General features: G+C 69.1%; 26 protein-coding genes. 14 read left to right on the top strand and 12 right to left on the bottom strand.

Annotated elements, in window-relative coordinates:
* Nucleotides 1-177 precede the first annotated feature (177 nt).
* From AB0I79_RS17935 to AB0I79_RS17925, 3 genes are read left to right on the top strand one after another with little or no spacing between them, the layout of a single operon-like run.
* Nucleotides 178-777 (top strand): hypothetical protein, encoded by a 600-nt coding sequence (locus tag AB0I79_RS17935; RefSeq protein ID WP_357873805.1) that lies wholly within the window; start codon nt 178-180, stop codon nt 775-777.
* A 10-nt stretch (nt 778-787) separates the two neighbouring features.
* Nucleotides 788-1,255, top strand: a complete 468-nt coding sequence (locus AB0I79_RS17930) for a hypothetical protein (protein WP_357873802.1) — start codon at nt 788-790, stop codon at nt 1,253-1,255.
* 11 nt (nt 1,256-1,266) lie between these two features.
* Complete coding sequence (locus tag AB0I79_RS17925) at nt 1,267-1,773, top strand: hypothetical protein (RefSeq protein ID WP_357873799.1); 507 nt, start codon at nt 1,267-1,269, stop codon at nt 1,771-1,773.
* A gap of 8 nt (nt 1,774-1,781) precedes the next feature.
* Here the strand turns inward: AB0I79_RS17925 and AB0I79_RS17920 are convergent, their stop codons facing one another.
* The 7 genes from AB0I79_RS17920 to AB0I79_RS17890 all read right to left on the bottom strand — a co-directional run bounded on the left by AB0I79_RS17920 (nt 1,782) and on the right by AB0I79_RS17890 (nt 8,130).
* Nucleotides 1,782-2,420 carry a hypothetical protein gene (locus tag AB0I79_RS17920; protein ID WP_357873796.1) on the bottom strand — a complete coding sequence of 213 codons (639 nt, stop codon included), beginning with the start codon at nt 2,418-2,420 and terminating at the stop codon, nt 1,782-1,784.
* 55 nt (nt 2,421-2,475) lie between these two features.
* A complete protein-coding gene (locus AB0I79_RS17915) occupies nt 2,476-2,724 on the bottom strand; it encodes a hypothetical protein (RefSeq protein ID WP_357873794.1) in 249 nt (82 codons plus the stop codon).
* The gene (locus AB0I79_RS17910) at nt 2,725-3,090 is read right to left on the bottom strand and encodes a hypothetical protein (protein ID WP_357873792.1); all 366 of its coding nucleotides are present in this window, start codon (nt 3,088-3,090) and stop codon (nt 2,725-2,727) included.
* The gene (locus tag AB0I79_RS17905; protein ID WP_357873789.1) at nt 3,090-5,549 is read right to left on the bottom strand and encodes a DNA translocase FtsK 4TM domain-containing protein; all 2,460 of its coding nucleotides are present in this window, start codon (nt 5,547-5,549) and stop codon (nt 3,090-3,092) included. Before AB0I79_RS17905 ends, AB0I79_RS17910 begins: the two co-directional genes overlap by 1 nt.
* Before the next feature lie 72 nt (nt 5,550-5,621).
* Nucleotides 5,622-6,530, bottom strand: a complete 909-nt coding sequence (locus tag AB0I79_RS17900) for an AAA family ATPase (protein WP_357873786.1) — start codon at nt 6,528-6,530, stop codon at nt 5,622-5,624.
* Nucleotides 6,527-7,705: an RNA ligase gene (locus AB0I79_RS17895; protein WP_357873783.1), complete on the bottom strand. Its 1,179-nt coding sequence runs from the start codon at nt 7,703-7,705 to the stop codon at nt 6,527-6,529. The genes AB0I79_RS17900 and AB0I79_RS17895 overlap by 4 nt, the downstream gene beginning before the upstream one ends.
* 80 nt (nt 7,706-7,785) lie before the next feature.
* Nucleotides 7,786-8,130: a hypothetical protein gene (locus AB0I79_RS17890; RefSeq protein ID WP_357873780.1), complete on the bottom strand. Its 345-nt coding sequence runs from the start codon at nt 8,128-8,130 to the stop codon at nt 7,786-7,788.
* Between the two features lie 294 nt (nt 8,131-8,424).
* Here AB0I79_RS17890 and AB0I79_RS17885 point away from each other — a divergent pair, with 294 nt between their 5' ends.
* The 3 genes from AB0I79_RS17885 to AB0I79_RS17875 all read left to right on the top strand — a co-directional run bounded on the left by AB0I79_RS17885 (nt 8,425) and on the right by AB0I79_RS17875 (nt 9,979).
* Nucleotides 8,425-8,913, top strand: coding sequence for a hypothetical protein (locus AB0I79_RS17885; RefSeq protein WP_357873777.1), 489 nt, complete (start codon nt 8,425-8,427; stop codon nt 8,911-8,913).
* Between the two features lie 119 nt (nt 8,914-9,032).
* The gene (locus tag AB0I79_RS17880; protein WP_357873775.1) at nt 9,033-9,653 is read left to right on the top strand and encodes a hypothetical protein; all 621 of its coding nucleotides are present in this window, start codon (nt 9,033-9,035) and stop codon (nt 9,651-9,653) included.
* Entirely contained in the window at nt 9,632-9,979 is a 348-nt protein-coding gene (locus AB0I79_RS17875) for a hypothetical protein (RefSeq protein WP_357873773.1), read from the top strand. Before AB0I79_RS17880 ends, AB0I79_RS17875 begins: the two co-directional genes overlap by 22 nt.
* Before the next feature lie 4 nt (nt 9,980-9,983).
* Here AB0I79_RS17875 and AB0I79_RS17870 read toward each other — a convergent pair whose 3' ends face one another.
* Genes AB0I79_RS17870 through AB0I79_RS17860 form a run of 3 tightly spaced genes read right to left on the bottom strand, consistent with a single transcriptional unit; the run spans nt 9,984 to nt 12,746 of the window.
* Nucleotides 9,984-10,550, bottom strand: coding sequence for a hypothetical protein (locus tag AB0I79_RS17870; protein WP_357873770.1), 567 nt, complete (start codon nt 10,548-10,550; stop codon nt 9,984-9,986).
* 47 nt (nt 10,551-10,597) lie between these two features.
* Nucleotides 10,598-11,236 (bottom strand): 2'-5' RNA ligase family protein, encoded by a 639-nt coding sequence (locus tag AB0I79_RS17865; RefSeq protein WP_357873767.1) that lies wholly within the window; start codon nt 11,234-11,236, stop codon nt 10,598-10,600.
* Nucleotides 11,208-12,746: a hypothetical protein gene (locus tag AB0I79_RS17860; protein ID WP_357873764.1), complete on the bottom strand. Its 1,539-nt coding sequence runs from the start codon at nt 12,744-12,746 to the stop codon at nt 11,208-11,210. The genes AB0I79_RS17865 and AB0I79_RS17860 overlap by 29 nt, the downstream gene beginning before the upstream one ends.
* 230 nt (nt 12,747-12,976) lie before the next feature.
* Here AB0I79_RS17860 and AB0I79_RS17855 point away from each other — a divergent pair, with 230 nt between their 5' ends.
* The 8 genes from AB0I79_RS17855 (at nt 12,977) to AB0I79_RS17820 (ending at nt 18,898) form a co-directional block, all read left to right on the top strand.
* Nucleotides 12,977-13,879 carry an SAM-dependent methyltransferase gene (locus AB0I79_RS17855; protein WP_357873761.1) on the top strand — a complete coding sequence of 301 codons (903 nt, stop codon included), beginning with the start codon at nt 12,977-12,979 and terminating at the stop codon, nt 13,877-13,879.
* A 23-nt stretch (nt 13,880-13,902) separates the two neighbouring features.
* Nucleotides 13,903-14,829, top strand: a complete 927-nt coding sequence (locus AB0I79_RS17850) for a hypothetical protein (RefSeq protein WP_357873758.1) — start codon at nt 13,903-13,905, stop codon at nt 14,827-14,829.
* A 31-nt stretch (nt 14,830-14,860) separates the two neighbouring features.
* Entirely contained in the window at nt 14,861-15,184 is a 324-nt protein-coding gene (locus AB0I79_RS17845) for a hypothetical protein (RefSeq protein ID WP_357873755.1), read from the top strand.
* A gap of 831 nt (nt 15,185-16,015) precedes the next feature.
* Nucleotides 16,016-16,753, top strand: a complete 738-nt coding sequence (locus AB0I79_RS17840; protein WP_357873753.1) for a hypothetical protein — start codon at nt 16,016-16,018, stop codon at nt 16,751-16,753.
* Entirely contained in the window at nt 16,750-17,490 is a 741-nt protein-coding gene (locus AB0I79_RS17835; protein ID WP_357873751.1) for a hypothetical protein, read from the top strand. The genes AB0I79_RS17840 and AB0I79_RS17835 overlap by 4 nt, the downstream gene beginning before the upstream one ends.
* Nucleotides 17,487-18,107 carry a TIGR02466 family protein gene (locus AB0I79_RS17830; protein WP_357873748.1) on the top strand — a complete coding sequence of 207 codons (621 nt, stop codon included), beginning with the start codon at nt 17,487-17,489 and terminating at the stop codon, nt 18,105-18,107. Before AB0I79_RS17835 ends, AB0I79_RS17830 begins: the two co-directional genes overlap by 4 nt.
* A complete protein-coding gene (locus AB0I79_RS17825; protein WP_357873745.1) occupies nt 18,104-18,643 on the top strand; it encodes a hypothetical protein in 540 nt (179 codons plus the stop codon). Before AB0I79_RS17830 ends, AB0I79_RS17825 begins: the two co-directional genes overlap by 4 nt.
* A 33-nt stretch (nt 18,644-18,676) precedes the next feature.
* Complete coding sequence (locus AB0I79_RS17820; protein ID WP_357873742.1) at nt 18,677-18,898, top strand: hypothetical protein; 222 nt, start codon at nt 18,677-18,679, stop codon at nt 18,896-18,898.
* A gap of 74 nt (nt 18,899-18,972) precedes the next feature.
* Here the strand turns inward: AB0I79_RS17820 and AB0I79_RS17815 are convergent, their stop codons facing one another.
* Together AB0I79_RS17815 and dnaE are read right to left on the bottom strand one after the other, a co-directional pair.
* Nucleotides 18,973-19,317, bottom strand: coding sequence for a DUF6300 family protein (locus AB0I79_RS17815; protein ID WP_357873740.1), 345 nt, complete (start codon nt 19,315-19,317; stop codon nt 18,973-18,975).
* Entirely contained in the window at nt 19,314-22,868 is a 3,555-nt protein-coding gene (gene dnaE, locus AB0I79_RS17810; protein WP_357873737.1) for a DNA polymerase III subunit alpha, read from the bottom strand. The genes AB0I79_RS17815 and dnaE overlap by 4 nt, the downstream gene beginning before the upstream one ends.
* Nucleotides 22,869-22,957 lie beyond the last annotated feature (89 nt).

The raw sequence follows: 22,957 nt of genomic DNA, 5'->3' as shown, positions 1-22,957 counted from the left end.
CCCTCCCCTTGGCCGTATGCGGGTCAAAGCATGGGCAAAGCTTTACCTTTGGCCCGCCCAGCCGAATGTGATTGCCCCTCCTGGCGGCGAACCGACGCGAGTCGCTAGTGCTTGGCGAGATCGCCACCCCGGATCGGGAGAGGACACTAGCGGTCCTCTCCCGGCACTCTCCACCGCATGACTCCCAGCACGCGTGACCTGTACGTTTACAGGGCCCGATTCGGCGAAAGCCGCCGCCGTCGATCAGCCACTGTGCTCGATCTCGGGTTCGGCATCGAATACACCACGACGGTCACCCTGACGCTGCCCGGCAGCGTCGGCGGCCAGCCGGTCACGGACTGGCTGGCCGAGCGCGGCAACGCCAGCCTCGTACGGCTGGACGTGTCCAAGCCGGACAAGCTGGCCGGCGAGGTGTTCGACGGCGACGCGCCGCCGTACCTGTACCGGGCGCGGGACGTGCGCGTCATCGACGGCGACACAATGGAGGCGACGCTGCTGCCCATCGACGGTGTCGCCATCAAGACCAAGCTGCGGCTCGTCGGCCTCAACGTGGCCGAGAAGAACACCGGCCGCGGCGCGCACGTGGCCGCATTTGTGCGCGGCTGGGTGGACGGTCAGCCCGAGCTGCTGGTGGAGACGCAGAGGAACCACCGCGAGAAGTACGGGCGCATGCTCGGCACGCTGCGCAGCGCCTTCACCGGCGTGTCCCTCAACGACCTGCTGCTTGAGCACGGCCTGGCCGTCCCGTACGACGGAGGTTCCCGTGCCGGGGCGTAAGCAGCTCAACGTGGACGCGCTCGTCAAGGCGTACGAGGCGGGCGCGTCGGTGCGGTCGATGGCCGCCCAGTTCGGTGTGTCGCATGCCGCCATCCACCGCAAGCTGAAGGGGCGCGTCACCATGCGGCCGGTCGGCGGCCGGACGGGCACCCAGCTCATCCCGCAGGAGAAGCGGGACAAGATCGCCGAAGCATACGCCGGCGACGCCGCGATGGCGGACATCATGGCCGAGTTCGGGGTGTGCGACGAGACGGTGCGCCGCATCGCGGATGAGGCTGGGATACCGCGGCGTCCGGTAGGCGGGCAGCAGCGTCTCGACCATGCCCAGATCGTCGAGCTGGACAGCCAGGAGTGGCCGCCCGAGGCGATAGCGGTCCTCACGGGTGCGAGCCCTTCCCGCGTGCGGGCGATCTTGCGTGAGCTTCGGGACGGGCTGGCCGAGATGCCGGACGCAGACGCTAACGGCTCAGGTGAATGACACTGCCCGGCATGGCATCACCCTCCAGCACGACACGCACCCGCATCACGGACGACATGGTGGACAAGGCGGCCGCCCTCTACCGGCAGGGGTGGACGCTGCGGGAGATCGCGGCCGAGCACCGCTGTTCGTTCCAGCGGCTGTCCACGCTTCTGCGCCAGCGCGCGGACGTGGAGATGCGGACGCCGGCGCATCCGCGGGCGCTGCGGCTGTCGCCGGACAAGCAGGCGGAGATCCGGGCTGCGATCGAGCAGAAGATGAACCAGGCCGAGATCGCGCGGCTGACGCGCGTGACGCCCTCGACGGTGGCGCGGCTGGCCGAGCGGGAGAACCTCACCCTGTTCAAGGGGAAGCGGCCGAAGTGGGATGTGGATCGGGCCCGCCGCATGCGGGCCGAGAACGTCACCTACCGGGAGATCGCGGACGACGTCGGCGTGGGGATCATGACGGTGTGGCGCAAGCTCAACCCGCCCCGGGCTGCTGCTCAGCCCGTCGTAGCGAAGGCTGAGCAGCAGTAGCGCCAAGGTCAGGCGCTGCGGGTCATCTCGGCGGCGAGCAGGATGACCCGATCCACTGGGTCAAAGCCTGAGTCGCCGCCGACCGTGGCCGGCAGGATGCTGCGCGGCGCGGATTCGCAGCGCTGCCCTGACAGGGTCCACCAGAGCTGGTATGCGTCATCGGGATTCTCGGTGGCGGGGACGGGCGCGGTACTGAGCAGGTGCGGAGGGGTGTCGTACGCCGGAACGAGCGCCGCCAGGTAGATGATCCGGTCCTGGTCTGTGGCTTCGACCCGGGTTTCGAGCTCGCCGCGGTTGAACCCCACCCGGCCGTACAGGTTGGGCAGGTTGGGAGTGTGGGAGTGGGGGCCGAACTCGCTGGTGTAGACGGCGAGTCGCGCCTCGCCGGACAGGTAGGCGGTCGCCGCCTGATGCACGGCGACGTGTACGGCGTCGATGGCGTGTCCGGCCGGCAGGATCGCCTTGGCCGTATACATGGTGGCGGTTCCGTGGGGGACCTGGAGGGTTGCCGAGCACGCCTCTGCGTAGGTGGAAGCGGCCACCCAGCGGTTCAGGTCGGAGTGCCGCCTGGGGCGGTACGGCGTAGGCGGCTCGGGCTGCGGGTCAGGGCAGGAGCAGGAGCCGCAGGAGATGGTGATCTCGCACATGGCCGCGCAGACTAGGCCCCCCGGCCAGGTACCGTCCTTGGCCGATCATCGGGGGTCAGAACAGTGCGTAGCCCTGCGCGTTGAGGTCGATCTCGATGTTCAGGATGTCGGGGTCTGCCGTGTGGGCCGCCTCGATCCATTCCTGGTGAAGCCGGCGCGTGTTCTCCAGTGCGGTGTGGAAGCCGGCGCCGTGGTTGAGCCCGCCGCACACGCATTGACATTCGGCCTCGTGGGCGTCGTAGCAGCGGGCGTCACACCGCTGGGTGCGACCGCCAGGCCGGATTACGGCGAGGAGTGTGGCCACCTACGCCTCCCCGATGCCAGGCAGCGGATCCTGACCGGCGGCAGAGAGCGCTGCGGCGCGCGTGCGGGCGCGAGTCTCGGCTTGGTGGTCCTTGTCGTAATGAAGATGACAGCCCTGGCAGAAGGCCCGCAGGTTGGAGCGGTCACAGTGCTCAGGCGTGTGGTCCAGGTGCGCCGTAGTGAGGATGACGCGGGAGCCCGTGCCGTAGGCGGGCTGGTCGTGCACGTTGGGGCAGCGGCCAGCGTGGGTGCCGCGGCCGCACTCTCCGAGGCACTCGCACCGCCACCCGGCGTCTTCCTTCACCGCGAGGGAGATCTCGGGCCAGTCCGCCGGGTACCGGTGCTTGTTCTCGGGCCGGATGGGCATCAGCGGGCGCTCTCGGCGAGCCCGTCCAGGAAGGCGGGCAAGTCATCAGGCTTGACGAGCACCTCGCGCGCCTTAGAGCCCTCGCTGGGGCCGACGACGCCCCGGGATTCGAGCAGGTCCATGAGCCGCCCTGCCTTGGCGAAGCCGACGCGGAGCTTGCGCTGAAGCATCGACGTGGACCCAAACTGCGTGGTGATGACGAGCTCGGCGGCCTGGACGAGCAGCGGCAGGTCGTCGCCAATCTCCTCGTCGATCTCCCGCCGGGCGGGCGCGGCCGCGACGTCTTCCCGGTAGTCGGCGCGGGCCTGCGTCTTGCAGTGGGCGACGATCTCGGCGATCTCCCTCTCCGACACGAACGCGTTCTGCACGCGGATCGGCTTGCTCGCCCCCATGGGGATGAACAGCGCGTCGCCCTGGCCGACCAGCTTCTCGGCGCCGGGCTGGTCGAGGATGACGCGCGAGTCGGTGAGGGAGGAGACGGCGAACGCAAGCCGGGAAGGCACGTTGGCCTTGATCAGGCCGGTGACGACGTCCACCGAGGGGCGCTGGGTGGCGATGACGAGGTGGATGCCGGCGGCGCGCGCAAGCTGGGTGATGCGGACGATCGAGTCCTCGACGTCCTTAGGGGCAACCATCATGAGGTCGGCGAGCTCGTCCACGATGACGAGTAGGTACGGCAGTGGGCTGCGCGGCTCCTCCCCCGGCCGGGGTGCGACGGTGCCGGCGCGGACGGCGGCGTTGTAGTCGTCCACGTGCCGGAAGCCGGTCTCCGCCAGGTCGTCGTAGCGCCGGTCCATCTCGCCCACCATCCATTCGAGCGCTTCGGCGGCCTTCTTCGGGTTGGTGATGATGGGGGTGATGAGGTGGGGGATGCCCTCGTACACGCTGAGCTCGACCCGCTTCGGGTCCACGAGCACCATGCGCACCTCGTCGGGGGTGGCGCGCATCAGGATGGAGGTGATCAGGCCGTTGACGCAGACCGACTTGCCGGCGCCGGTGGCGCCCGCGATGAGCAGGTGGGGCATCTTGGCGAGGTTGGCGATGATGGTGCGGCCCTCGACGTCCTTGCCCAGGCCGACGATCATCGGGTGGTGGTCGGCGCGGGCCACGGCCGAGCGGAGGACGTCGCCGAGCGCCACCAGGTCCTTGTCCGTGTTCGGGATCTCCACCCCGATGGCCGACTTGCCGGGGATCGGCGACAGGATGCGCACGTCTTCGGACTTGACGGCGTAGGCGATGTTCTTGGTGAGGGCGGTGACCTTCTCCACCTTCACCGCGGGCCCGAGCTCGATCTCGTAGCGGGTGACGGTCGGCCCGCGCGTGAATCCGATGACCTGGGCGTCGATGCCGAACTGGTCCAGCACGCCGGTCAGCGCGTTGACCACGACCGTGTTGGCCTTGGTTTGCGGTCTGGGCGCACGGCCGGCCTGGAGCAGGGCGGGGTCGGGCAGGACGTACGGGCTGGGGTCATGGACGGCCACCGGGAGCAGTTCGGCGGGGTCCGCCGGTGCCGGGACGTTGTTGGCCGGTGGCGCAGGCGCGGCCGCTGAGGCGGCGGACGGCTCTGCGGCTGCGGCGGCCTCCACGGCGGCTGGTGAAGCAGGCGCGATGGTGGGCGCGGGCTGCGGGTCGGGCTCGCGCGTAGGGGGCGCGGGCGTGGCGGGGGTGGTCGTGGGCTGCTTCTCCGCCGCCTCGACCAGCGCAGGCCGCTCGGCGCGGGCACGACGGGCGGCGGCCCGCTCCAGGACGTCGCTGACGGCGCCCCGGACGAGCCGGGGGACGCGGTGAAGCGGGATGCCGGTGATGAGCAGCAGTCCGAACACGACCAGGATCAGCAGCAGGGGAACGACCACGGCCACGGGCAGCACGAGCGCGGGCAGCGCGGCCAGCAGCCAGCCTGCCAGCCCGCCGGCGGCCGCGACGGCGTCCCAGCTTCCGCCCTGGCCGAACGGGGCGGGCAGCCCCTGGGTGACGTGGACGATGCCGAGCAGCGCGGCCGCGAGCAGGCACCAGCCGGCGACCGTCCGGCCGGGCGAGGTCTTGGATCGCAGCAGCCGCCAGGCGACGGCCCCGACGAGGAGCGGAAGCAGCCACGCGCCTACGCCGATCACGGCGCGGATGACGACGTCGGCGGCGGTGGCGATGTGGCCGTCCGCGAGCCGCCACACGATGGCGGCCAGGATGATGGCGGCGGCGATGATGGCCAGCGCGATGCCGTCGCGCTGCTGCGCCTCGTCGAGGTTCTTGGCGCCGCGTACGGCCGCGCCGAGGGCCTTCGCGGTGAGCTTCCAGCCCTTGGCGGGCAGGGTGACGACCAGCTTGTTGAGGGCCCACCCGAGCGGGTCCTTGGACGCCGAGCGGCGGCGTGCCGGCGCGGTGCGCGGCTTGGCACTGGCGGTGGTCTTGGTGGTGGCCCGGGTGCGGGTGGCGGTGCCCCGGGCGCGTCTCTTGGTAGGCACGTGCTCCTCCGGCGGGGTGAGGTGCGGGCGGTTCGGGGGCCCGCGCCCGGGTGGGCGCGGGCGGGGAGTGGGTCAGAAGTTGCCTTCGGCGACCTGGAAGGTGGTCAGGCCGAGGCGGCGCCACATCTGGACGACCTGGTCGCGGTCGTCGAGGACGAAGTCCACGATGAAGTGGTCGCGGACGTGCTCATCGAACAGTTCGGCCTTGACGATCCAGTCGGCGCGGCGGTCCCCTGCGGCGCGCATGAACGGGCCGTGGATCGGGATGCCGAGGTGGTAGCGCAGCCATCGGACGGTCTCGTCTCGGCAGATCTCGTCCCGGCCGGACAGGACGATGCAGTCCCAGCCGCGCCAGTACATGGAGCGGGCGACGTCGAGCACCGGCTTGTTCGGCAGGTCCTCCCCGACGCGGCTGAGGTCGTACGGGGAGCGATCGCCCATCAGCGCGGCGGTGCCGTCCACGTCCAGGAGGAACGCCTTGGTCAGGCGTCCGGTGGGCGGCGTGTACGGGACGAGCAGCTTGCCGCGCGGCGCGGCGGCCGGAGCCGGGAGCGGCAGCGTGCGGCCCTTCAGGTACCGCTCGTGCATGCCCCGAATCACCTTCTCACCCACCGACTGGGGGCGGGCGGCGTCCCGCTCCAGGCAGACCTGGAGCGGGACGGTGGTGAAGTCGCGGACGTGCACGTCCGCGCCCGCCTTGGCGGCGAGCTGGTGCAGGCCGCGCGCGACCCGCTGGGGCAGGTTGGTGTCGTCGCAGACGACGTCCACGCCCGCCGTGAGCAGCCCGAGGATCGTGCTGTCGCGGACGGTGTTGATCCGCTGCTCAGTCACGCCCGGCACGAACTCGCTGTTGTGGGCCATGGCGCGCAGGTCGTCCTTGTTGACGCGGGCGCGGCCGCCGACGTTCTCGGCTACCCACTGCTTGGCCCATGTGGACTTGCCGGAGGCGGGCAGGCCGCGCGTGTAGATGAGGGTGCTCACGCGGCCTCCTCCTCCTGAACGAGCCACGGGATGTCCGCCTCGGGGTAGAAGCGGAGCCAGAGCTGGGCGGTGATGTCGTCGCCGCTGACCCGCTTGAACACCAGGCCCTGCTCGTGGTGGTCGGCCACTTCGGCGGCCATGGCCTTGCGGTCGTCGCCGTAGACGTAGCGGGCGAGGTCGGCGTACTCGTCCACCTCGCGGGCGAGCGCTGCCACGCTGCTGGTCAGGTCGGCGGCGGTGCGCTTCACCCAGGCGTGGAACTCGTCCGGCACGTTGTCGAGCATCCGGGCCAGCCAGTCCGGGCCCACCGCCTGGCGGCGCTCGGCGCGGCGCGGGTCGAGGCGCAGCAGGGATGCCCACTTCTTGGGGTGGTCGATGAGGTGCGCGACGGCGTTGACGGCCAGGTACTCCCAGATGGTGCGGGCGCTCGTGTTCGTGAGGACGGCGTGGAGGGCGAGGTAGTCGGCCTGCTTGAGCTTGATGATCAGCTTCTGGACAGGCAGGTGGATGACGAAGCCCTCTGCGTTCGGCCGGGGCGGAGCGGCGAGCGCCTCCCCGAGCGTGAGGTACGTGAACTGCTCCGCCACGCGGCCGGGCCAGTCGATGAGGCCGGGCAGCATGAGCAGCCCGGTCTCGTTGTTGACCGCGCCGAGGAAGACGAGGTCGTCGAGGTCGCCGTAGTCCAGCACGATCCGGTTGCTGGGGTAGATGATCTCGAACAGGTAGGTGAACGTGGGGTCGATCATCACCTTGTCGGCGAACCGCTCACGCCACACCTTCGTCGCGTGGCGGGCCTGCGGGCTGGTGAACGAGCCGCGCGTGGCTACGGCGTGCTGGCCGTCGCCGGTCGGGTAGAGGATGCCGAGGCTGCCGTCCAGCTTGTCGAAGACGTACGCGGGCGCGTCGATCGGGAGACCGTGGTCGATCTGGTCGAAGGTGAAGAACTTGGCCAGCGGGCGCGCGACGACGTCGCCGGTGCGGGTGTCGATGATCAGGCCACGGCACTGCTTGGTGACCTCGTTCCAGACGCGTTCGGCCTGCGTCTGGGTGGTGTAGTTCAGGATGGCCAGCGGCAGCTTGGGGTGGGTCTGCTGGCGGACGTAGCCGTCCTCGATGGCGTCCAGCAGGGCGCCGGGGTTCATCAGGTCGTGAAGGTGGAGCGCCGTGGTGAGCACGGGGTTTCCTTTCAGGGGGAGGCGCGGCCCGCGCCCAGAGAGGGGCGCGGGCGGCAGGCACGGGGCGAGGCGGCGATGGCCTAGCGGCCGCACTCCTTGCAGCGCTCGCAGTCGGCGCAGAAGTCGGTGACGTATCCGCAACTGACGCAGTGCTCGGGCGAGGGCGCGTTGAGGGTGTCGGCGTTGCAGGTGTAGCCGCACCACGAGGTGTCCTCGTCGGCGAGTGCGTCCTCGCTGATGTCCTGCGGGTCGGTGGTGAAAGTCCCGCAGGTTCGGCAGACGTTGCAGTTCTCGCAGGCGTAGACGGTCCGCTTGCACTCGGGGCACTGGCCCTCGGTGGTGGGCGTCGGTATCCGGCACAGGTGGTTGCAGCGTTCTAGCTCGTCGCTGGTCGCCTCGTCGGTCTGCACCTCGATCGCGTGCACGTGGGTGTTCCTTCCGGTGGTGGGGTACCGGTTCGCGCCGCTCGCAACCCGGTAACACACCCAAACATTAGCAGCGTTCTTTAATAGTGTCTATCGTGTTTCTCAGGTTGCGAGCGGCACAGGCACGGAAGCTAGGGCGGGCCGCCACCTACCGTCCGCCTCCGATTGAGGCGGACGCCGCTCGCCGCACACCCCCCGGGGGCGGAAGCGGACGGAAGGACGGGCCGCCGCCTACCGTCCGCGTCCGATCTGGACCGCCGGTTCAGAGACATCCGTTGACTCTGGAGGCGCGCCATGCCACCCCGGACCCGAAACCAGACCAAGGCGGCAGCAGCCGACCCAGTCGAGGAGACCCCCGAGGTCGTCCCGGCACCCGAGCCCGCCAACCCGGCGCCGCTCACCCCTCCCGACGAGCCGGCCGAGGCCGACACCGCCGACGACGAGCCGGTCACTGACGCTGCGCCGCTGACCCCGCCCGCCAAGCGCGAGAAGAAGACCGAGGTCAAGCAGGACCCGATGACTCCTCCGCCCCCGCCGCCGGCCGTGGGCCAGGAGGGGACGCTGGACCTGCGCTGGAGCAACGGCGAACGCGTGACGGACGCGGACGACCTGTTCGAGGACCCGGGCCCGCGCTACACGCACGTGCACGTGAAGCGGCGCGTGCTCGAGCGGCACTACTACGCCGGCGCGTCCACGCCGACCAACCGGCTGCTGTACCCGGAGGGTGCGCGGGTGCCTCGATCGGAGGCGGACCGTATCCGCCAGAAGCTGGCATCCTCCTGACCGCGTGATCGGGGGGACTCGGCGGCGTACTGGTGGGGTGTGGGTGCCCAGACGGTGGGGACCCGGCGCCCACACTCCTCCAGTGCGCCGCCGAGCTGTTTCTACGGGAGGAGGTTCGGGTGAGCGCTGACGAGCTGCTGGCCGTCACTCCGGAGAAGGTCGCGCTCCGGGCCGGGCTGAAGCTGCCGCTGACGGAGGAGCAGCGCGAGACGGTCGCCGAGGCGATCAGCGACGCGTTCGGGGACGTCGCCGCCTACCTCGGGAAGCCGCCGCTTCCGGTGACGCTGGTGCAGCGTGGCGCGCGCGGTGACGGGCGAGGCGGGTGGCGACTCGGCTTCGGCCCGGTGATCGAGGTGCTGTCCGCCGTGGCGGAGACGGGACCGGGTGGCGAGCTCACCGGGCTCTACACGATCACCTACCGCGCCGGCCTGAACCCGGCGGAGAATCCGGTGTACGGCAAGGCGCTCACGCGGTACGTGCGCGCGGCTGCGGCCGCCGCGCCGGAAGTGCGGCGCGTCGTCCAGCGCGACGCGCCGGACACGCGGCTGATCAAGGCGGCCAGTGTCGAGGGGCAGAGCGTCACGTATGAGGACGCCGGCGGCGGCGCGGCCGGCTCGGGCGCGGCCGGTGCGCCGCCCAGCCTGGAGAGCCTGAAGCGGTGGAAGCGCCGCGGCGTCAACCAGGAGCCGGGGATCGCCCCGCATCCGCTGGAGATCACGTGGCGGTGGCCATGGCCGTGATGCTCGCGACCACGCAGTTCGCGGTGCGGCGCGCGACGGTGACGACGGATGCGCACGGCATCCGCTCCGCGTCCGGCTGGGCGCCGGCGGGCGTGGCGCGGCCGGGCCGGATCGTGGACGAGCCCGTCGAGGATGGCGAGCGCGATGGGCCGGGTGTGTGGGTGCTGGGCGTCGATCCTGCCGAGTGGCCTCTGCGTGCCCGTGATCTCGTCGTGGAGGCGTCCACAGGCCGGGAGTGGGTAGTGATCACGGCGGAGCGGCGTTCGCATGCTGTAGAGCCGTCTGTGGGCTGGCTGCGCGTGGAAGGCTCGCTCCGCCCCACGTGATCGGCTACCGGCGGCGGGCCATAACGAGCGACCCGGCGAGGCTCAGGAAGTGCGAGCCCGGGGTGTCGTTGGTGCCGAACTCGGCTTCGGCGATGCGGTCAAAGACCACTTCGACGGCGGCGGACACCTTGGAACCGCGGACGCGCGTCGGCAGAGCGCGGGTCGCCGCAGCGATCACGCCCGGAACAATCACGCTCTGGCACTCGCAGTTGATCCGCTGATGAATCGGCAGAGACGGATCACGCGGCCGGTCAGCCAGGTCCACGGCGGTGCTTGTCACCCACCTACCCGCGCCCGCCGCTGCTCTGCCCCGGTCATCGCTGGCCCTGCCGACGTACTCCATCTTCGGGAGCTGGTAGGGGATAGTCGCTGGGATGGTCTGCCCGTCAGCGTGCCGGTGCGAGGGGCGTGCCTCGGCACCGTTGGTGGTCTGCCACCGCTTGGCGTCCGGCGCCCGGTCTTTCGCCTCCTCTGCCACCGCTTCGGTGATCCGTTCAACCTTGTCCCGGATGACGCCGGCAGCGAGCCGCTTGGCGAGCCCCGGAGAGATGCGTGCCTTGCTACGAGCCATGGGCGGAGAATGCCCGGCGGGTGCCGGTTGCGTCCGCCGCCGCCGACTTACGTCCGCCCAGCGCCGAAGGGTACCCGCCTGATGAGCTTCCACTGGTACATGCGGTGATCGCGGTTGATGTCGATCAGCGAAGCACGGGCCAGCACGGCGGGGATGGTGGTCGCGTGGCGGGCCAGGATGCTGCGAATCGGCTCCAGCCAAGCACCGCTGGTATGGGAGTAGGCAAGGCTCACATGCGGGCGAAAGCCGTCTTCTGCTTCGGGCACACGGTCGCTACCCCAGACGTCGGCGATCCCGTCGCGTACGGCCCGCCGTACGGCATTCACGGCTTCTGCCGGCTGGACGGGTAGGTTGACGCCTTCCGCGTCCGCGACTGGGGGTCCGAGCGTGACGGTGACTGGCCCGAGGGCGGCGAGACGGGCGGTCGCTGCGGTTGCGATCTCGTTGAGAGTCTCCGCGCTCACCTCATGGGTAAAGCCGACGCCCTGCATGGTCATGTGGAGCCATTCCACGGGGATGGGCCCCAGCACGCCAGTGGCTGCTAGTTCAGGCTGGATCTGCTTGGCGAACTCGTGGATCGCGGGTTGGTCGTCCACAAGGATGTGCCAGGTGTAGAAGGAGCGGCCTTGTTTCCAGCCCGGCCGCCACCACCAGTGGTCACGAGTCTTGGTGTCTTCCGTCGTCAAGGGCCCGCCTTTCCGGTCGCGATGTCGTCGCCGCTCGGAAGGCGCCGATCGCGTCACTGATCCTTCTGCCATCACGGCTGTCACGCAAGCTCGGGCCCATCCTCGTGGGGATTTCGGAGAGTTGCAGCAGCAGCGGTGCCGGCCGAGCATCAAGAGGCGTGTCCAGCACGGTGGCCAACGCGTGCTCGGCAGCTTCGAGTTCGTCCTGGTCGATGTGCGCTCTGACAACGTGGAGCTGTGTCATTCGTTCCGTGCCGAGGTTGCGGTCCGGCGCCGATCGGGCGCGCGATGCTGCGACGCCGCTTTCGGCCAGTTCCAGGGCCAGTGCAGGCTGGCCAAGGACGAGGGCGGCGTCGGCCCAGTAGCTAAGAGCTCGCTCTGGTGGGCAGCTCAGCACTCCTCCCAGGCACTGGCGTTCCTGCTCGGCGGGAATGTCTCGGGCCTGCGCGAGGGTCTCGCGGGCATCGTGGAGCCTGCCTGCGCGCGCGTAGTCGAGCGCCAAGGTGCTCGCGAGCATCACGTGCGTCTGCCCGCCGACCCGTGCAGCGAAGAAGGCGCCGCGCTCGGCGTGCTGGATGGCCGCCTCACGGTTATTTGCCCAGTAGGCGGCCACCTGCCTGGTCTTGCAAACCCAGGCACGGAGGACGTCGCTCCCGGCTTCCTGTGCGAAGTACCACGCAGTGTGCGTATGGGCTGCGGTCGCGTCTACGCGGCCTAGGTCGGTGCTGGCCCAGCCGAGTACGGTCATGGCCCAGGATGCGATCACGTGGAGCTCTGTCCGGTACCGCAGGGGCTGCCGCCCTTCGAGAAGGTGGAGAGCCTCATCTCGAATGCGCCGCACGTCCGCGAGCAGCTTTCCCATGGGGATCTTCAGGTAGTTGTGCGCGGCCTGCTGGAGCTCCGCTTGTAGCCGCGCGATGGTGTCATCACCGACGTTGCTCTGCTCGGCCTGGGTCAATATCTTCGAGGATTCTCTCGCGTAGAGGGAGAGCTGTTGCGCGGGGTCCAGGATGCGGCGATCTCGGAGATCGGTGAGCGATGGGTGCGATACTTCGGGTGTGCCCGGATATGGCGTCTCAGGGATCTCAATGGGTTCGTGTGTCCTGTAATTCTCGTCAAGAGACCGGTAGTCGATACGGTCAATCTCGGCCCTTTCATCACCCTTATAGAGCGCGTACTCAGTATTGGTAAGCAGGCTCCGCGCATGGGTCTGGTAGATGCGTGCGAGCACATGCAGGCCGGTTACGCTGGGCCTGCGGCCCCTCTTGGGCCAGCGCTCGAACTCAAGGATGCGCGATCTGACCATGGGGGCATCGCCGGCGTCGAGCTGGTTCCAACGGTCGGCGACGTCTTGCAGACTGAGGTCGTGAGCCGTCCGAAATGCCTCACGAGGCGACATATCCGGATGGTCCGTTTCCCACACCGCTGCGATATGTTCCCACGTGAGCCCACGCATCCGCAGTTGGTGCGAGCGAAGTGCGCGTTGCTGCCGCTTGGATGGGGTTGCCATGACTCATCCTCTGCCTTGAGCCGCCTGTTTCTAAGGTAGCGCTTACGCATCTGCCGACGAACAGCTAACGTTTCGCCCTCGCTCCGGGGAATTTCCCCAGGCCAGCGCTAACGCGTGGCGCTAACTTTTTCGGGTCTCTCTACGTTCCGCGGCTGAGCGTTTACTGACATCGAACCCTTACACGCGGTAGCAGGAGCGCGGCAACGCTCCCCCGAAACGATAGAGGCCTCATGACCGACAGCCCCAGAGGTCCCGGCAGCACGTTCAACCCGGCCCTGGCAGCCCCCTCTCACATCGGACGCCCGAACCGCCACACGCCAGCGACGGGCCCAGGAATACCAGTCACCCGCCCGTCGATCGCCGGCGTCTACAACGCTGCGACAGGCGGGAAAGACAACTCGGCTCCCGAACGGGCCGTGCTGGATGCGATGAACTCCGCGGGGAACGGCATCCATCTGAAGGTGGCCACGAGAGAGCACCTGCGGTTCGTCGCCCGCGCCACCGCCGCTGTGGCGGCCGAGACGGGCATCACGCAGTGGCTGAACCTCGGGTGCGGGCTGCCATCGGAGGATCAAGAGAGCACGTTCGACATCGTCTCCCGGTACCACAAGGGCGCCCGCGTGGTGTACGTGGACAACGATCCGAAGGTGGCGGTGCACGGGCGTGCACTGCTCGACGTGGCCGAGACAACCGCCGTGATTGAGGCGGACGCCCGGCACGTGGACATGGTCCTCGCCACCGCCAAGGCCCTCGGGGGGATCAGCCGTGACCAGCCTGCGGTGATCGCCGCCACGGCGCTGGTGCACTTCTGGGCGGATTGGGACGACCCGGGCGGGGTGCTGCGCCGCTACATGGCCGCCTTCCCGTACGGGGTCCTGATCTTCTCGCACGCCCGCGATGACCTCCTGAAGAAGGGGGAGCGGGCGAAGATGCTCTCCGACTACAAGCCGATCGCCGACATGTATCCGCGGCCGCGGGCGGTGATCGAGTCGATGTTCCTCGACGGCCTGGAGCTGCTTGAGCCCGGCCTGGTCGAGGCATCCACGTGGCGGCCCGACCACGAGCTGGAGGAGGACGTCGGCCGCGCGCACTATCTCGCGGCTGTCGCCCGCTTCGGGCCGAACATGACCTGACTTCCCCCTTCCTGGAGACTGTAATGAATCACCTTCGCTGGACCCGTGTCCCTCCGCACGTGCAGAACGCGATCGTGCAGCAGATCGGCCCCGTGGACAAGGACGGCGCCCAGACCGTCCCGGGCAAGCCCGACGAGTTCGCGGCCCGCATGTACGGCGCCGACGACCACGTGTTCATCAAGGCGATCCCGACGACCAGCCCGTACGCCTACCTGCACAAGCATGAGCGGTGGGCGGCCCGCCAGATCGCCGTCACCGCGCCGTCCGCGCCCGTGCCGCGCAAGCTGTGGGAGACCGAGGTCGGCGCGAACGCCGGCCCGCGCTGGTACATCACCGCCTGGGAACTGATCAACGATCACGCCCGCCCGGTGGACCTGCGGCGCGGCATCACGGCCGACCTGCCCGACGCGCTCGACGCCGTGGCGCAGCTCGGCAAGCTGCTCACCCCGTGCCCGCCGAACACGCCCACGATCGTCCGGCGCCTCCAGCAGGACGTGGTCCCCAAGGCCCGGCTCATGCTGAAAACGCCGCGCAGCGCGATCGCGTCGCGTGACCTGTACGAGCGGGCTCTGGACGGGTTCGTGATCGACCGCCTGAACGGTGAAACGCTGCTGCACTCCAACCTGTCCCCGCGGCACATGCTGATCAAGGACAAGGTCGCGTCGGTCGTCGGCTGGGGGCGCGCGTGCTCCGGTCGAGCGTGGATCGAACCCGCGCTGCTCGCCCCGCACCTCGTCGCCGGCGGCTTCCCTCCCGAGGAGGTTCAGGCGCTGATGTGGGCGGTCCCCTCGTGGGCGTACACGCCCAAGGACCTGAGGGCCGGCCTGACCGCGCTGTGGACGCTCTACCACCTGCACGAGGCCCATTTCGCGGACGAGCCGGACGAGACGTCGATCCGCCTGGCCGACGCCGGACGGCAGATGCTGGAATACCTGGTCGCCGAGCTCTAACCCACCGATCCGTTCCCCAAGGAGGCGCAACATGCAGGCCCGCGAGGCTGACCCCGTCGCCGAGACGACTGCGCGGCAGCAGCAAGTCGCGGATCTCCAAGAGCGCGCCCGCGGCTGGTTCCTGGTGATGGACTCGCACTACTGGCGCCGCTACATCGCGATTTACAGGGGCCACTGCGACGAGGGCATCATCTTGCAGGCGGCCGACCCTGACGCGCTGTGGCAGCTCATGGATCGGGTGGCGCCGCCGCACTGGCAGGCCGACACCCTGCCTCACATCCCCCCGGCCCGGCGATCCCAGACGGCCGAGGTGCTGCAAGAACTTCCCGCCGCACTCTGGGGGGCGGCGGGTTGAACAGACGAGACGCGGGGAGAAGCTGGTCAGAGCAGGCCGGCGGCCCTTCACGTCTTGGCGCGGCCGGTCCGGGACGGTGCACCCTGGGCCGGTCGCGCGCTAACGGCGCAGGCCCGGTGTCCGGATCCCACCGTCTCGGCCTGCGCTGGCTGACCCTCGCCGCCCACGGCGGGCCTGCCCCGTCCGGGGCGGCGAGTCCCATATCCCCCTTGGATGCCGTCTTCCCCGCGCACGGGCCTGACCGCTCTATCGCGCGGACTCCAAGGGGGCCGAGGGAGGCGGGCCTGAGCGGTCGCCGGCCTGTCTCCCTCACTGGTCAAGCGCGGGCGCACCCACGCCCTCGCCACCTGCGGGAAAAGAGCCGACACGATGCACGCGGTCTACTTCGCCTACCTGAACATCCACTACGTGGAGCTCCGCGAGGAAGACGCCCCGCCAGACATTGCCGCCCAGCCTCCCCGGGCAGACACTCACGGCGAGGAGTGACAGACGAAGGCCTTCCCCGCTGTGGGCCTTTCCCCCGTGAAGGCCCGCAGCCTCGCCCCGGGCAATGGCCCGGTCCGGGGCGGCCGGCCGTGGGACCGGCACGGCTCCAGCCGTCCCACGGCCGGCCCTGCAACGGGCGTCCCCGGCATGGCAAGGACCTGAGATGTTCCCCCCTCCCGCGCCTGACGGCGGCTTCTATGGCTGCGCGCCGGCGAATGCCGAACTGCGGCCCTGCTGGAAGAGGCTCGGGCTTCGGCTCCGGGCTTGGTTCCCCGCGCTGTTCGTAACGGCGCCCGCCGGACAACTTTCCAACTCCGTAACGACCCCCACCCCCTGGAGCGGCGTATGCGCGATCCCTGCAAAACCCAGCTCGTTGGCTGGAAGGAAGCCCAGACAGGCATGACGCTCCAGGTCTTCTACACCACCATCCGGGCCGGGCAGCGCCGCCTGTCCGATGGCGGCGGCCCGTTCGGATTCGACATCACTGTGGCGCTGCTCGTGGACGACCTGCTCAGTGACTTCGAGTGCGACGCGATCGTGGAAACCGGCTGCTACCTCGGTGACACCACCGCCTACCTCGCCCGCCGCTACCCGAGCGTGCCCGTGTATTCGTGCGACATCGACCGCGAGCACGCCGGCTTCACCCGCCATCGTCTTGCCGGCCTGCGGAACGCCCATGTGGAATGCCAGGATTCACCCTCCCTGATCGAAGAGATCAGCCTCGCTCACCGGCAACCCTTCTACTTCCTGGACGCCCACTGGGCGCAGGACTGGCCTCTGGAACGCGAGCTGGCCGCCATCCGGCGCGGGGTCGTCCTCATCCACGACTTCGACATCGGGCATCCCCGTTTCGGCTACGACACCTACAACGGGCTGGTGTGCGGGCCGCAGGTGCTGGCCCGCATGCCAGACCCTCCCGACACGTATTTCACTCCCGATCCGGACGCGCGCTGGCCGCTGCCGTGCTTGCAGACCGGCCGCCGCGCCGGCGTTGCCGTGCTGGTCATCGGCATGGACGACGAGCCCGCTCGCATCCATCGGGCTCTCATCACCCGCCAGCTCAAGGAAGAGGTGAGCACGTGAGCACTGCCCTGGCAGATCCAGTCACTGAACTGGGTGGTCTGCCCTTCCTGGACGACTCGTTCGAGCACGCGCGACTGCTCGCCCTCGTCGCTGCGCTGCGCCACCACGAGGCCACCAGCCGCGGTCTCACCGCCGTGGGCGCCGCTCCGCACGATCCGACGTCGTGGCTCATCCCCGGCAATGCGCTGCGGCTGCGCCCTGATCGGCCGCCCATCGCCGAGGTCGAGCTCACCGAGACGCGGCAGCAGGAGGTCGCGCTGGTTCTCGACATGCTGCCGGCCGTCGTACCCTCGTGGGGCCCGCTGCTGAGGCTGCCGATCCGCTATCTCGCTCACGCGGACGACACCGCATACTCGGCGTCCCTGCGGACGTGGCCGCAGCACATTTTTCTGTCCCGGCGCGCGTTCACCGCCCGGGACCAGGTCATCTCGCAAGTGCTGCACGAGAACTGCCACCAGTGGCTGTACCTCATCCAGGAAGCCTGGGACTTGCAGACGCGTGCCGAGCACGACCTGACGATGCCGTCCGGCACCACCGGCCGGTCGCTGGCGGAGGTGCTGGGCGGCGCTCACGTCGCCGCGGCGTTGATCCGCCTGTACCGGACGCTCAGCGGCCAGGAGAACCGGATCGACCACCTGGTCACCTACTCCAAGGGCTGCCTGTCCACCATCGACAAGCACCGCGACGGCCTGACCCCCGCCGGGCAGGCCGTGGCCCAGCGTCTGGAGGATCTATGACGAACGCACCCCCGCAGATGGTTTCCCAGATCTGGCCGGTACCCATCTACCAGGCGGACCTGCCGGACGCGGACGGCTACAACGCTGACCTTCAGCGGATGATCCTTCAAGCGCAGGCCGAGCAACCAGCGCCGGTGATCCTGCCGGGCGGGCTCGACGCCCGCAAGTCCAGCGAGGACATCCTGACCTGGCGCCAGCCGGCGGTGGCGTGGCTGCGGGCCCGGATTTACGACGCCGTCATGGCGATGGTCGCCGACATGCTCGGCGACGCCGCCCGCGACGTCAAGGACGAGCCGCTCGCGGAGGGCTGGGCGGTCACCTACGCCGAAGGAGCGTCGCTCCTGCCGCACACCCACCACTCCACGGCCATCGGGGGCGTCTACTACATCTCTCCCGGCGACGGCGATGCTGGCTTCCTCCAGCTCCTGGATCCGCGGCCGGCCGCGGTCGCCCGCTTCGCCTCCCCGGGGCCGATCCGGATCCAGCCGGTCGCCGGGCGGATGGTGGCGTTCCCGGGCTGGCTCAGGCACCAAGTCCGTGCCACCGCGTCGCGGGAGCACCCCCGGATCTGCGTCGCCTTCAACGTCGGCTACCGGCCGAGAGGGGACCGGTCATGAGCAGCATGGTGACCCGCCACTGGCCTACCAACGTCGTGGTCAGCGAGATCGACCTCCTGGGGATCGTCCACGACCACATCGGCAACCTTCTGCTGGAGCCATCCGACGTCCCGTTCGAGATCCTCGACCCCGAACTCGTGCTCGCCAGCCCCGGCAAGCTGTGCGACGCGCTCACCGCGTCCATGGCCGCTCTGGCTGACGCCGACAGCCGCCCTCACGTGGCACAGGCGCGGATGGAGGTGCAGCGGTGGGGCGGCGGCTATGACCTGGCCGCCTCGGCGTCTCCCGCCGACTACGTGGCCTGGTGTGTGCTGGCCGCGACCGAGCGACACCACGAGCAGTCCGGCGGCATCGCGGCTGAGGACCCGCGGGCCGGCTGCGCGATGGTCGAGATGCCGGGCCTGCCCTGGGGCCGCCCCCTCATGATCGCCGCTACGCCGGGCGCTCACCTGGCCATCCCGGGGTGGCTGACGCACTTCGTCGTCCCTGTCGAGAAGGAACAGGGGGTGATCGTCGCAGTAGCCATGTCCGTCTAACCCGATCAATCACACAGTAGCGAGAGGTATGTCATGACTTCCAAAGGCATCGACGACCGTGGGCCTCTGAGCCTGCGCCTGGACACCGACGCCGGGACCGCTCTCGGCGTCAACCCGGACGACGTCAGCCGGTTCATGGGCCTGGCCGCGCAGGGCCTGCTGGTCGCAAAGGACTGCACCGACCCGGCCGTGCAGGACGACAAGGCCCTCGACCCGTCCCGGACCGTCAGCCTGGCGTCCGCGCTCAGCGCCTGACCGGTGAACAAAGGCAGGGCCCCGGCGCCTCTCGTCGAGAGGTGCCGGGGCCCTGCCCCGTTCTGCTCGTGCGGCTACAGTTCGCCGCGCCGCCACTGCTCGATCTCGTCCTCCAGCGCCTGCTCATCCAACATCGGGACGAACACGTGGGTCGCCCACGCGATGAGCAGCCGCACGAACTCCGGGTCCTCGTCGTCCGCCTCGCCGTTGACGTGGAACCAGGTGATCAGCGGCCCGGAATGGGTGGCGTTCGCGTCGCAGTCCGCGCACAGCACAACCCCGGTGTAGCCGTCCACCCGTTCCCCAGCCGCGTTGACCCAGCCGTGCGGCACGCGCGCGTACAGCAGCCCCTCCTTGCCGCAGCGCGGGCACTCGGGTACGTCGTCGGAGGACATGACGTCGATCTGCCGGCGGGTCATAGGGACAGCGCCTCCGGCCCGAGCAGCGCCTTGATGTCGGCCGCGAATGACGATTCGCCGTTGACCGGCCAATCCGGCAGCGCCATCACCATGGTTTTGCCCGCCAGCCGCCGCACGTTGACGTGCAGCGGCACGCGCCCCTGATGTGTTTGCAGCACGTGCCGCAACTCAGCCAGCAGCTTCGGTGTGATGCGCTCCTCGCGCAGGAACAACGTGATCGGCGCCCCGGCCTCGCTGCTGGCGGCGGACACGTCGAGGATCGCCATCTCCTGGGCGAAAATCGAGATGGCGCCGTCCCGGTTGTTGATCTGACCCTTCACCGACACCACGATGTCCGGTCGCAGCTCCGGCCCGTACAGCTCGTAGTTGCGGGGGAAGAACAGGCACTCTACCGCGGCGTCCATGTCCTCTACCGTGAGGATGGCCCACGTGTTGCCGGCCTTGTTCACCCTCCGGTCCACCTTGGTGACCAGGCCGGACACCTGGACATCGCCGCGGTCTTCACGCCCGGAGTCGAGCAGGTCGGCGATGGTGGTGTCTCGGTTGCGGGCCAGGATGCGCTCGGTGCCGGCCAGCGGGTGGTCGGACACGTACAGGCCGAGCATCTCCCGCTCGAAGTCGAGCTTGGTCTTCTTGTCCCACTCCATGTCCGGGATGGCGATCGTGAACGCGGCGTCGTCGCCTGTGTCGTCCATTCCGCCGAACAGGGAGTCCTGGCCGTGCGCCTCGTTCTTCTTGATGTCGATGACGGACTCGACGGCCTGCTCGTGGATCATGAGCAGGCCCTTGCGCGGGTGCTCCATGGAGTCGTACGCGCCTGCCTTGATCAGCGATTCGATAACGCGCTTGTTGCAGGCCGTCAGCGGCACCTTGGCGAGGAAGTCGTTGAAGTCGGTGAAGCGGCCCTTCTCGGCGCGGGCTTTCACGATCCCATCGACGACGTTCTCGCCGACGTTGCGGACCGCGCCCATCCCGAACCGGACCTGTGTGTCTCCGACCGCGACGAAGTCGAGTTGGGAGTCGTTGACGTCCGGCGGGAGCACCTGGATGCCCATCTTGCGGCACTCGGCCAGGTAGACCGCGGCCTTGTCCTTGTCGTCGCCCACAGAGGTGAGCAGCGCGGCCATGTACTCGGCGGGGTAGTTGGCCTTCAGGTAGGCGGTCCAGTAGGCGACGAGGCCGTAGCCGGCGGTGTGCGACTTGTTGAACGCGTACCCGGAGAACGGCAGCATGACGTCCCACAGCGCCTGGATGGCCTCGTCGCTGTAGCCGTTGCCGCGCATGCCGGCCTGGAAGTTCGCGAACTCCTTGGCCAGGATCTCGGGCTTCTTCTTACCCATGGCGCGGCGCAGCAGGTCGGCGCCGCCGAGCGAGTAGCCGGCGAGCTCCCGGGCGACGGCCATGATCTGCTCCTGGTAGACGAGCAGGTGGAACGTCGGCCCGAGGATCGGCTCCAGCGCGTCCTTGAGCTCGGGGTGGATCGGCCCGATGTCCTGGCGGCCGTTCTTGCGGTGGGCGTAGTTGGTGTGCGCGTTGGCCGCCATCGGGCCCGGCCGGTAGAGGGCGAGCACGGCGGCGATGTCCTCGAACCGGGTCGGCTCCATCAGCTTCAGCAGCGAGCGCATGGGGCCGCCGTCGAGCTGGAACACGCCGAGCGTGTCGCCGCGGGCCAGGAGCTGATAGGTCTTGGTGTCGTCGAGCGGCATCGTCAGGGTGTCGAGCTCGACGCCCCGGTTCTGCTTGATGATCTTGATGGCGTGGTCGATGATGCCCAGGTTCCGCAGGCCCAGGAAGTCCATCTTGACCAGGCCCATGTCTTCACAGGATGGGTAGTCGAATCCGGTGATGACGACGCCGTCCTTGTCCCGCATGTGCATGGGGATCAGGTCGAGCAGCGGGGTGGAGGACAGGATGACGGCGGCGGCGTGCACGCCGGTGCCGCGGATCAGCCCTTCGATGCCGCGGCCGGTGTCGATGACCTTCCGCACGTCGGGGTCGTTCTCGTAGAGGGCGCGGATCTCGTTGCCCTCGTTGTAGCGGGGGTGGTCCTCGTTGAACAGGTCCGCGAGGGGGACGCCCTTGCCCATGACGTCCGGAGGCATAGCCTTGGTGATCTTGTCGCCCACCGCGAACGGGTAGCCGAGAATGCGGCTGGCGTCCTTGACGGCGGCCTTGGCCTTGATGGTGCCGAAAGTGTTCACCTGCGCGGTGTACTCGCTGCCGTACTTCTCGGTGACGTAGGCCACCATGCGGTCGCGCTGGCGGTCGTCGAAGTCGAGGTCAACATCCGGCGGGTTGATCCGCTCGGGGTTGAGGAACCGCTCGAACAGCAGGCCGTGCTCCAGCGGGTCCAGCTCGGTGATGCGGGTCGCGTACGCCACGATCGAGCCGGTGGCGGATCCTCGGCCGGGCCCGACCGGGATGCCGTTCTCGCGCGCGTACCGGCAGATGTCGGCCACCACGAGGAAGTAGCTCGAGAACCCCATCGGTCCGATGACCTTCATCTCGGTCTCGTACCGCTCCATCACCTCGGCCGGCACAGGGTCGCCGTACCGCATCACCAGGCCGCGCTCCACCTCCTTGCGAAGCCACGACTCCTGCGTCTCGCCCTCGGGCACGTCCGGGTAGTCCGGCATCCGGTCTACCTGCTTGAACACGTCGCTGTAGTCGCCGATCATCTCGGCCACGAGCAGCGTGTTGTCGCACGCCTCCGGCAGCTCAGGGAACAGCGCGTACATCTCGTCAGCAGACTTGAGGTAGTAGCCGGACCCGTTGAACCGGAACCGGTTCGGGTCGTCCTTGTTCTTGCCCACACCCACGCACAGAAGGCTGTCGTGCGCGTCAGCCTGGTCCTCGGTCACGTAGTGGGAGTCGTTCGTGACGAGCAGCGGAATGTTGAGCTGCTTGGCCAGCCGGAGCAGGTCCTCCCGGACCTCCCGCTCGATGCTGATGCCGTGGTCCATCAGCTCCAGGAAGTAGTTCTCCTTCCCGAAAATCTCCTGGTACTCGCCGGCCACCTTCACGGCCTCGTCATACTGGCCGAGCCGCAACCGGGTCTGCACCGCGCCGGACGGGCACCCGGTCGTCGCGATGATCCCGGACGCGTACTGCGAGATCAGCTCCTGGTCCATACGCGGCTTGGAGTAGTAGCCCTCGAACGACGCCAGCGACGACAGCCGGAACAGGTTCCGCAACCCGTCCGCGTCCTTGGCCCACATCGTCATGTGCGTGAACCGGCCGCCACCGGAGACGTCCTTGCCACCCTCGCCGTCCGCCACACCGGTCTCAGCGCGCTGCCCCCAGAACACCGGCTTCTTCACGAACCGGTTGTGCGGCGCCACGTACGCCTCAATACCGATGATCGGCTTGACCGGGGAGCCTGCCGCGACCTTCTGAAACTCGTACGCGCCGAACATGTTGCCATGATCCGACATGGCGATCGCCGGCATGTTCAGTCGTTCGGCCTCTTTGAACAGCGGCTTCATCTTGGCCGCCCCGTCCAGCATGCTGTACTCGGTGTGGACGTGCAGATGCACGAACGACTTGCTCACCCGGTCCCCTTAACGCTCGCCCCGGCAGACTTACCGCACGAGCCTATTCCGTCCCATGGGGCTGTTGGGGCGTCGTGCGCCAGGTGGTC

The sequence above is a fragment of the Nonomuraea sp. NPDC050202 genome, from assembly GCF_040656115.1.
Taxonomy (GTDB): Bacteria; Actinomycetota; Actinomycetes; order Streptosporangiales; family Streptosporangiaceae; genus Nonomuraea.
The sequence above is the reverse complement of the archived record's forward strand: the minus strand, read 5'-3'. Positions and strand labels throughout refer to the sequence as shown.

Bases quoted from the DNA above. Each gene is read 5' to 3' on its own strand.
- AB0I79_RS17935 (WP_357873805.1), top strand. From the start codon at position 178: ATGACTCCCAGCACGCGTGACCTGTACGTTTACAGGGCCCGATTCGGC.
- AB0I79_RS17925 (WP_357873799.1), top strand. From the start codon at position 1,267: ATGGCATCACCCTCCAGCACGACACGCACCCGCATCACGGACGACATG.
- AB0I79_RS17920 (WP_357873796.1), bottom strand. From the start codon at position 2,420: ATGTGCGAGATCACCATCTCCTGCGGCTCCTGCTCCTGCCCTGACCCG.
- AB0I79_RS17910 (WP_357873792.1), bottom strand. From the start codon at position 3,090: ATGCCCATCCGGCCCGAGAACAAGCACCGGTACCCGGCGGACTGGCCC.
- AB0I79_RS17885 (WP_357873777.1), top strand. From the start codon at position 8,425: ATGCCACCCCGGACCCGAAACCAGACCAAGGCGGCAGCAGCCGACCCA.
- AB0I79_RS17870 (WP_357873770.1), bottom strand. From the start codon at position 10,550: ATGGCTCGTAGCAAGGCACGCATCTCTCCGGGGCTCGCCAAGCGGCTC.
- AB0I79_RS17860 (WP_357873764.1), bottom strand. From the start codon at position 12,746: ATGGCAACCCCATCCAAGCGGCAGCAACGCGCACTTCGCTCGCACCAA.
- AB0I79_RS17855 (WP_357873761.1), top strand. From the start codon at position 12,977: ATGACCGACAGCCCCAGAGGTCCCGGCAGCACGTTCAACCCGGCCCTG.
- AB0I79_RS17850 (WP_357873758.1), top strand. From the start codon at position 13,903: ATGAATCACCTTCGCTGGACCCGTGTCCCTCCGCACGTGCAGAACGCG.
- AB0I79_RS17845 (WP_357873755.1), top strand. From the start codon at position 14,861: ATGCAGGCCCGCGAGGCTGACCCCGTCGCCGAGACGACTGCGCGGCAG.
- AB0I79_RS17840 (WP_357873753.1), top strand. From the start codon at position 16,016: ATGCGCGATCCCTGCAAAACCCAGCTCGTTGGCTGGAAGGAAGCCCAG.
- AB0I79_RS17830 (WP_357873748.1), top strand. From the start codon at position 17,487: ATGACGAACGCACCCCCGCAGATGGTTTCCCAGATCTGGCCGGTACCC.
- AB0I79_RS17825 (WP_357873745.1), top strand. From the start codon at position 18,104: ATGAGCAGCATGGTGACCCGCCACTGGCCTACCAACGTCGTGGTCAGC.
- AB0I79_RS17820 (WP_357873742.1), top strand. From the start codon at position 18,677: ATGACTTCCAAAGGCATCGACGACCGTGGGCCTCTGAGCCTGCGCCTG.
- AB0I79_RS17815 (WP_357873740.1), bottom strand. From the start codon at position 19,317: ATGACCCGCCGGCAGATCGACGTCATGTCCTCCGACGACGTACCCGAG.